At 59.8% G+C, this 7193-nt stretch carries 6 protein-coding genes; 5 read left to right on the plus strand and 1 reads right to left on the minus strand.

The features are described 5' to 3' along the window. Positions 1–292: 292 nt before the first annotated feature. Both DU29_RS0127900 and DU29_RS0127905 read left to right on the plus strand, forming a co-directional pair. The gene (locus DU29_RS0127900; protein ID WP_028624653.1) at positions 293–883 is read left to right on the plus strand and encodes a YceI family protein; all 591 of its coding nucleotides are present in this window, start codon (positions 293–295) and stop codon (positions 881–883) included. Between the two features lies 1 nt (position 884). Then, a complete protein-coding gene (locus DU29_RS0127905) occupies positions 885–2042 on the plus strand; it encodes a phospholipase D-like domain-containing protein (protein ID WP_028624654.1) in 1158 nt (385 codons plus the stop codon). A 235-nt stretch (positions 2043–2277) separates the two neighbouring features. On the opposite strand, the gene bglX is transcribed toward DU29_RS0127905, so the two are convergent. Next, complete coding sequence (gene bglX / locus DU29_RS0127910) at positions 2278–4569, minus strand: beta-glucosidase BglX (protein ID WP_028624655.1); 2292 nt, start codon at positions 4567–4569, stop codon at positions 2278–2280. 235 nt (positions 4570–4804) lie between these two features. Between bglX and DU29_RS0127915 the strand changes: the two genes are divergently transcribed. From DU29_RS0127915 to DU29_RS0127925, 3 genes are all read left to right on the plus strand, one after another. Next, positions 4805–5413, plus strand: a complete 609-nt coding sequence (locus tag DU29_RS0127915) for a LemA family protein (protein WP_028624656.1) — start codon at positions 4805–4807, stop codon at positions 5411–5413. Between the two features lie 153 nt (positions 5414–5566). Then, positions 5567–6313 (plus strand): TPM domain-containing protein, encoded by a 747-nt coding sequence (locus DU29_RS1000000133560; protein WP_028624657.1) that lies wholly within the window; start codon positions 5567–5569, stop codon positions 6311–6313. A gap of 28 nt (positions 6314–6341) precedes the next feature. After that, positions 6342–6959: a TPM domain-containing protein gene (locus tag DU29_RS0127925; protein ID WP_028624658.1), complete on the plus strand. Its 618-nt coding sequence runs from the start codon at positions 6342–6344 to the stop codon at positions 6957–6959. The last annotated feature ends 234 nt before the right edge of the window (positions 6960–7193 follow it).

Here is a 7193-nt window from a genome sequence, read left to right on the forward strand (position 1 = left end):
GGTGTGGATTGATCAGCGCCAAGGCTGCCGACTGGATCCCTGATCGCCCCGAATAATCATTGCAAATGCGCTTTTGTGGCGAGGGGATTTATCCCCGCTGCGCTGCGAAGCAGGGCCAAAACCTGCAACGGTGTTTTATTTGGCTCATTGAGGTTGCTGAGTTTGCGACTCCTGCGCAGCCGAACGGGGATAAATCCCCTCGCCACAAAGGGCGGGTGTCAGTGACAGACAGTTTGCATCTGGCGCTCGGGCGGGTAAGGTTCGTGCACGTTTATTTCCAGTACGAGTCTTTATGCTCAACCGCTTCCTTGTAAACACACTCGCAGGCCTACTGCTGAGCGGCGCTTCGCTGTCGGCGCAGGCCAATTGGTACCTCGACGGCGAATCCTCGCGGCTATCGTTCGTCAGCACTAAAAACGCCCACATCTCCGAAGTGAACCGCTTTCTGGTGCTGCACGGCAAAGTCAGCCCAAAAGGCGTGGCCCAGGTGGAAGTCGAGCTGGAGTCAGTCAACAGCGGCATCCCGTTGCGCGATGAACGCCTGCGCAAGGAGCTGTTCGAGATTCAGAATTTCCCCGAAGCGCTGATCACCACGCAGATCGATCCTCGCCCGATCAACGACCTGGCGCCCGGCGCGCAACTCGAATTACGCCTGCCGGTGACCGTCAAACTCCACGGCAAAACCCACGAATACGACGCAGAGCTGCTGGCGACACGCCTCGATGACCGGCGATTCCAGGTCGTCACGCTCGAGCCGCTGGTGATCAACGCCGCCGATTTTGACCTGGCACCGGGGCTGGAAAACCTGCGCAAAGTCGCCGGTTTATCAGCCATCAGCTTGTCAGTGCCGGTGGGTGCGGTGCTGATTTTCACGGCACGCTGATATGTCCGGTGCGATTTTCCCCTGGCGTGAAGGTAATCGGTTCGAGCTGCTGATTGACGGTCCGCAGTTTTTTCCACGCATGCTGGTGGCGATCGCTCGCGCGCAAGAGCAGGTCGAACTGGAGCTGTATCTGGTCGAGGCGGGCGCCTGCGCGGATGCGATGGTTCAGGCGCTGGTGCAAGCGGCTGAACGGGGCGTGCGCGTGCGTTGCCTGTTCGATGATTACGGCAGCCTCGCCTTCAATCCGACGCTGCGCCGGCAACTGACGGCAGCGGGTGTCGAGCTGCGTTTCTACAATCGCCTGAACTGGCGTCGCTGGGTCGGTAATCTGTACCGAGATCATCGCAAACTGTTGTTGGTGGATCAGTGCCTGGCGGTGGTCGGCGGCACCGGCGTCACTGACGAATTCTGGACGCCCGGCGAGGACACCAGTGAATGGCATGAAGTGATGGTGGAAATCAGCGGCCCGCTGGTGATCGACTGGCAATTGCTGTTCGACCGACAATGGATCGCCAACCGCCATCGACGGGCCTGGAAGCCCAGCGCCAATTTCGGCTTGCCGCGCCTGCCGCGCGTGCCGGCAAAGGGTGAGGGCATGGGGCGGGTCGCCTATGCCGACGCCCGCCAGCACCGCGACATCCTGCAGTCGCTGGTGCGCGCGTTGAACAGCGGCCAGCAACGCATCTGGCTGGCCACGCCGTATTTTCTGCCCACCTGGAAAGTCCGTCGTTCGCTACGCCGCGCCGCCGCCCGTGGCATCGACGTACGCCTGCTGCTCACCGGACCGCGCACCGATCACCCGTCGGTGCGCTATGCCGGCCACCGTTACTACCCGCGCCTGCTCAAGGCCGGCGTGAGGATTTACGAGTACCAGCCGTGTTTCCTGCACTTGAAAATGGTCCTGATCGATGACTGGGTCAGCATAGGCTCGTGCAACTTCGATCACTGGAATCTGCGCTTCAACCTGGAAGCCAACCTCGAAGCGCTGGACGCCGGACTGACCCACGCGGTTGCAGCCAGTTTCGACAAGGATTTCGCCCTCAGCCAGGAAATCAGCCTCGAAGCCTGGCAGCGCCGGCCGTTGTGGCGAAGGACCAAGCAGCGGGTGTGGGGATGGGTGGATCGACTGGTGGTGAATCTGCTGGATCGGCGCGGGTAAGGTGAAAGAAGGTTAAAGATTGCCCGATCGCGGTCCGAGCCTTCGGCAGTTCCTGCAGAGGTACACATGCCTCTGTAGGAGCTGGCTTGCCAGCGATTGCGGCCTAACATCCAACGAAGATGTCGAATGTGCCGGCCTCATCGCTGGCAAGCCAGCTCCTACAAAGATTTTGATCGTTCCCACGCTCTGCGTGGGAATGCCTCCAGGGACGCTCCGCGTTCAGTGCGCGCCAGGGCTACAACAACTCAAAACTCTGCTGCGTCACATCCTGCGAGTCCAGGCCGATCTGCACGTTGAACTTGCCCGGCTCTGCCGCGTACTTGAGCTGCGCATTGAAGAACTTCAGGTCATCCTCGGTGATGGTGAAGTGCACGACTTTTTGTTCGCCAGCCTTGAGCATGATTTTCTGAAAGTTCTTCAGTTCCTTGACCGGGCGAATCATCGAACCGGTCACGTCCTGAATGTACAACTGCACCACCGCTTCGCCATCACGCTTGCCCGTGTTCGTCAGCATCACGCTGGCGTCGAGCTTGCCGGTCTTGTTCAGCGTGGTCGACGACAACGCCATGTCGGTCAGGCTGAATTGGGTGTAGCTCAAGCCGAAGCCGAACGGAAACAGCGGCCCGGTGGTGTCATCGAAATATTGCGAGGTGTAGTTGCCTGGTTTGCCCGGCGTAAACGGCCGGCCAATGCTCAGGTGATTGTAGTAAGTCGGGATCTGCCCCACCGAACGCGGGAAGGTGATCGGCAGTTTGCCCGACGGGTTGTAATCGCCGAACAGCACGTCAGCGATCGCATTGCCGCCTTCGGTGCCGCTGAACCAGGTTTCCAGAATCGCGTCAGCCTGTGCGTTCTCTTCGAGAATCGACAGCGGGCGGCCGTTCATCAACACCAGCACCAGTGGCCTGCCGGTCGCCTTCAACGCTTTGATCAAATCGCGCTGACTGGCCGGAATGTTCAAGTCGGTACGGCTTGACGATTCGTGCGACATGCCACGGGATTCGCCCACGGCCGCCACGATCACGTCCGCACCCTTCGCCGCGTTTACCGCTTCGTCGATCAACACCTGCGCCGAACGCGGGTCATCGACCACTTCCGGCGCGTCGAAGTTGAGGAAATTGAGGTAGTCGAGGACTTTCTTGTCGCCGGTGATGTTGGCACCGCGCGCGTAGATCAGCGTCGATTGATCGCCGAGTGCGCGGGTCATGCCGTCGAACAACGTGACCGACTGCGCCGGACGGCCAGCGGCTGCCCAACTGCCCATCATGTCGATCGGTGCTTTGGCCAACGGACCGACCAAAGCGATTTTCGCGGTTTTGTTCAGCGGCAGGGTTTCGCCCTGATTCTTCAGCAACACCAGACTGCGCCGCGCAACATCGCGGGCCTCGGCGCGGTGCAGGCGGCTTTCGGCATAAGTGTCGACGGGGTCATCTTCAGCTTTACCGATTCGCAGGTACGGGTCGTTGAACAGGCCCATGTCGTATTTGGCGCCGAGCACTGCGCGCACGGCATTGTCGATGTCGCCTTGCTGGATCTCGCCGGCCTTCAACAGCCCGGGCAATTCCTTGCCGTAGAGCGTGTCGTTCATGCTCATGTGGATGCCGGCCTTGATCGCCAGCTTCGCCGCTTCGCGACCGTCACGGGCGACGCCGTGTTTGATCAGCTCGAAAATCGCGCCGTGGTCGCTGACCGCCAGGCCCTTGAAGCCCCATTCCGTGCGCAGCAGATCGTTCATCAGCCAGGTGTCGGCGGTGGCCGGCACGCCATTGATCGAGTTGAGTGCAACCATCACGCCGCCGGCGCCGGCATCAATCGCCGCGCGGTACGGTGGCAGGTAGTCCTGGTACATTTTGACCGGGCTCATGTCGACCACGTTGTAGTCACGACCGCCCTCGACTGCGCCGTACAAGGCGAAATGCTTGACGCTGGCCATGATGCTGTCGGCCGTGTTTGCGCCCGCGCCCTGAAAGGCTTTGACCATCACGCCGGCAATACGCGAAACGAGGTAGGTGTCTTCACCGAAGCCTTCCGATGTGCGGCCCCAGCGCGGGTCGCGGGAGACGTCGACCATCGGCGCGAACGTAATGTCGAGGCTGTCGGCGGCGGCTTCCTTGGCGGCGATGCGTCCGGAGAGGCCGATCGCGTCCATGTCCCAGCTTGACGCGAGGGCAATCGGGATCGGGAAAATCGTGCGGTGACCGTGGATCACGTCGTAGGCGAAAAACATCGGGATCTTCAACCGGCTGCGCATGGCCGCGTCCTGCATCGGACGGTTTTCCGCGCGAGTGATCGAGTTGAACGTGCCGCCGATGTTGCCGGCAGCGATTTCCTTGCGGATCATCTCGCGCGGCATTTCCGGCCCGATGCTGATCAGGCGCAACTGGCCGATCTTTTCATCGAGGGTCATCTGCTTCATCAGGTTGTTGACGAAGGCGTCCTTGTTTTCCAGAGGAGCGGGCGTCGTGGCGGCCAATACGGTAGGACTGGCCAGGCTGACGAACAGGCCCAGCAAACACAGCTTCTTCATGAATGGTTTTCTCTAAAGCCTAAACGGCAGGAATGAAACGCCGGTCAGCCAAAATTTAGGGAGCGACTATTGTTGTTCAGGTAAATGCAGCACACTTCCAGCGTTAAAGCGCTGGGGCATCTTTTAGCCCATTGGCACGATGCAATCCAGTGGCGGTCGTAGATTATGCCCCAAGTGCGGGTGCAAAGATCACAGGTTGTTTTTTCAACGGAATGGGTAAGGGAGCATCAACCAGATGAATGTACGACACCACTATCGATCGAGCCTGCAGGTTGCAGCCTTGATGTTGCTGACCACCTTGCTGGCCGGTTGCGGCATCAACACGATTCCGACCCTCGATGAGCAGGCCAAAGCGGCCTGGGGTCAGGTGCAAAACCAGTATCAGCGTCGCGCCGATCTGATCCCCAACCTGGTGGAAACGGTCAAAGGCTACGCCCAGCACGAGCAGGAAACCCTGACCGCGGTGATCGAAGCCCGGGCCAAGGCCACTTCGATCCAGGTGGATGCCAGCACGCTGGACAACCCGGAAAAACTCAAACAATTCCAGCAGGCCCAGGATCAGTTGACCGGTGCCCTGAGTCGTTTGATGGTGGTGTCCGAGCGTTATCCGGACCTCAAGGCCAACCAGAATTTTCTCGCCTTGCAATCGCAACTTGAAGGCACGGAAAACCGCATCGCCGTGGCGCGCCGCGATTTCATTCTGGCGGTGCAGCAATACAACACCGAACTGCGCACCTTCCCCGGCCGCTTGTGGCACAGCGTGATGTACAGCGACCTGCCTGTTCGCGCGACCTTTGAGGCGACCACCCCGGGTGCGGAAAAAGCGCCTGAAGTGAAGTTCTAAACAGCCCGTAGGAGCTGCCGAAGGCTGCGATCTTTTGAATTTGATTTTCCGACGCTGCTTGGAAATGAACATCAAAAATCGCAGCCCCGCCAGCTACGCGAGATAGGTTAACCGTGGGAATGCTTTGATGTGGGTGCACGGACGAGGTTGTATATGCGCGTGTTGAAAATGGGCCTGGTGTTGTTGCTCTGGGTGTTTGCAGTGTCGGCGCAGGCCGAGCTGAAGTTTCCGCAGTTGACCGGGCGAATCGTCGACAACGCCCAAATGATCGAGCCAACGGTGCGCGAGCAGCTGAATCAGCAGCTCAGTGCCCACGAGAAAGCCACGGGCGAGCAGTTGGTCGTTGTCACACTGGCGGATCTGCAGGGCGCCGACATTGCCGATTTCGGTTATCAGCTCGGGCGCCACTGGGGTATCGGCCAGAAGGACAAGAACAACGGCGCATTGCTGATTGTCGCTCGCGATGATCGCAAGCTGCGCATCGAAGTCGGTTATGGTCTGGAAGATCGCCTGACCGATGCGCAGAGTTCGGTGATTATCAATCAGGTGATCACTCCCGCCTTCAAGACCGGCAATTTCAGCAAGGGCATCAGCGATGGCGTCGCGGCCATGCTGGTGGTGCTGGGCGGTAATCCGCTGGATGAGCCGTCGACCATTTACGGATCGGGCGGTGAGCAGGGCGACTTCCTCTCGCAGCATCCGGGCGTGTTGGTCTTTCTGGTGATGCTGTTCATCCTTGTGATCTTTGTCTGCCAGATGCTCGGCATTATGCCCAGCGGCGGCGGTCGCGGCGGTTCGGGCGGTGGATTTGGCGGTGGCGGTTTCGGCGGCGGTGGAGGCGGTGGCTTCAGCGGCGGCGGGGGAAGTTTCGGCGGCGGCGGTTCGTCGGGCGGCTGGTGATCACTACATTGAACAGGCAACCGTAATCATGGCTTTACTGAATGAACAGGAACAGCGCAAGGTCGCCGAGGCGATCGCCCACGTGGAGCGCGACACCGATGCAGAACTGGTGACCGTGCTTGCTGCGCGCGCCGACGACTACGCCTATATTCCGCTGCTGTGGGCCAGCCTGCTGGCACTGGTGGTGCCGGGTGTCGTGCATTACCTGAGTGGCTGGCTGACGCTGCATAGCCTGCTGATGGTGCAGTGGGGCACGTTTATCGTGCTGTGCCTGCTGTTTAAAATCCCCAAGATCACGACTCATCTGATCCCGCGTTCGGTGCGTCACTGGCGTGCGTCCAACCTGGCCCGGCGACAGTTTCTGGAGCAGAACCTGCACTACACCGTGGGCGGCACCGGCATCCTGATTTTCGTTTCCGAGGCTGAGCGTTATGTGGAAATCCTGGTGGATCAGGGAATTTCCTCACGCCTGGACAACGCGCATTGGGATGCGATCGTTGCGGCATTTACTCAGCAGGTCAAACAAGGCCAGACCTTGCCGGGGTTTGTGACCTGTATCGAAGCGTGCGGCGAGTTGCTCAGAGTTCATGTGCCGGTGACGCATGTGAGGAATGAGTTGCCGAATCGCTTGGTGGTGTTGGGCTGAATTCCCGCTCCGGATTTGACACGCATCATTGTGGCGAGGGGACTTGTCCCCGTTCGGCTGCGCAGCAGTCGTAAACCTGAGAAACGCGGTGTGACTGATGATCCGAATGGGGTCGCTACGCAACCCAACGGGGACAAGTCCCCTCACCACAAGAAACCAGTCTCGACTCTGGATTCGCACGGTTCGTAAATAACTGCGTGTCCAGAACGCCTATCCCCCCTAAAATACCCGCCA

It is taken from the genome of Pseudomonas sp. Ant30-3, from assembly GCF_000690905.1.
Lineage (GTDB): Bacteria > Pseudomonadota > Gammaproteobacteria > Pseudomonadales > Pseudomonadaceae > Aquipseudomonas.

Coding starts and splice junctions, on each gene's coding strand:
- DU29_RS0127900 (WP_028624653.1), top strand. CDS start 293: ATGCTCAACCGCTTCCTTGTAAACACACTCGCAGGCCTACTGCTGAGC.
- DU29_RS0127905 (WP_028624654.1), top strand. CDS start 885: ATGTCCGGTGCGATTTTCCCCTGGCGTGAAGGTAATCGGTTCGAGCTG.
- bglX (WP_028624655.1), bottom strand. CDS start 4,569: ATGAAGAAGCTGTGTTTGCTGGGCCTGTTCGTCAGCCTGGCCAGTCCT.
- DU29_RS0127915 (WP_028624656.1), top strand. CDS start 4,805: ATGAATGTACGACACCACTATCGATCGAGCCTGCAGGTTGCAGCCTTG.
- DU29_RS1000000133560 (WP_028624657.1), top strand. CDS start 5,567: ATGCGCGTGTTGAAAATGGGCCTGGTGTTGTTGCTCTGGGTGTTTGCA.
- DU29_RS0127925 (WP_028624658.1), top strand. CDS start 6,342: ATGGCTTTACTGAATGAACAGGAACAGCGCAAGGTCGCCGAGGCGATC.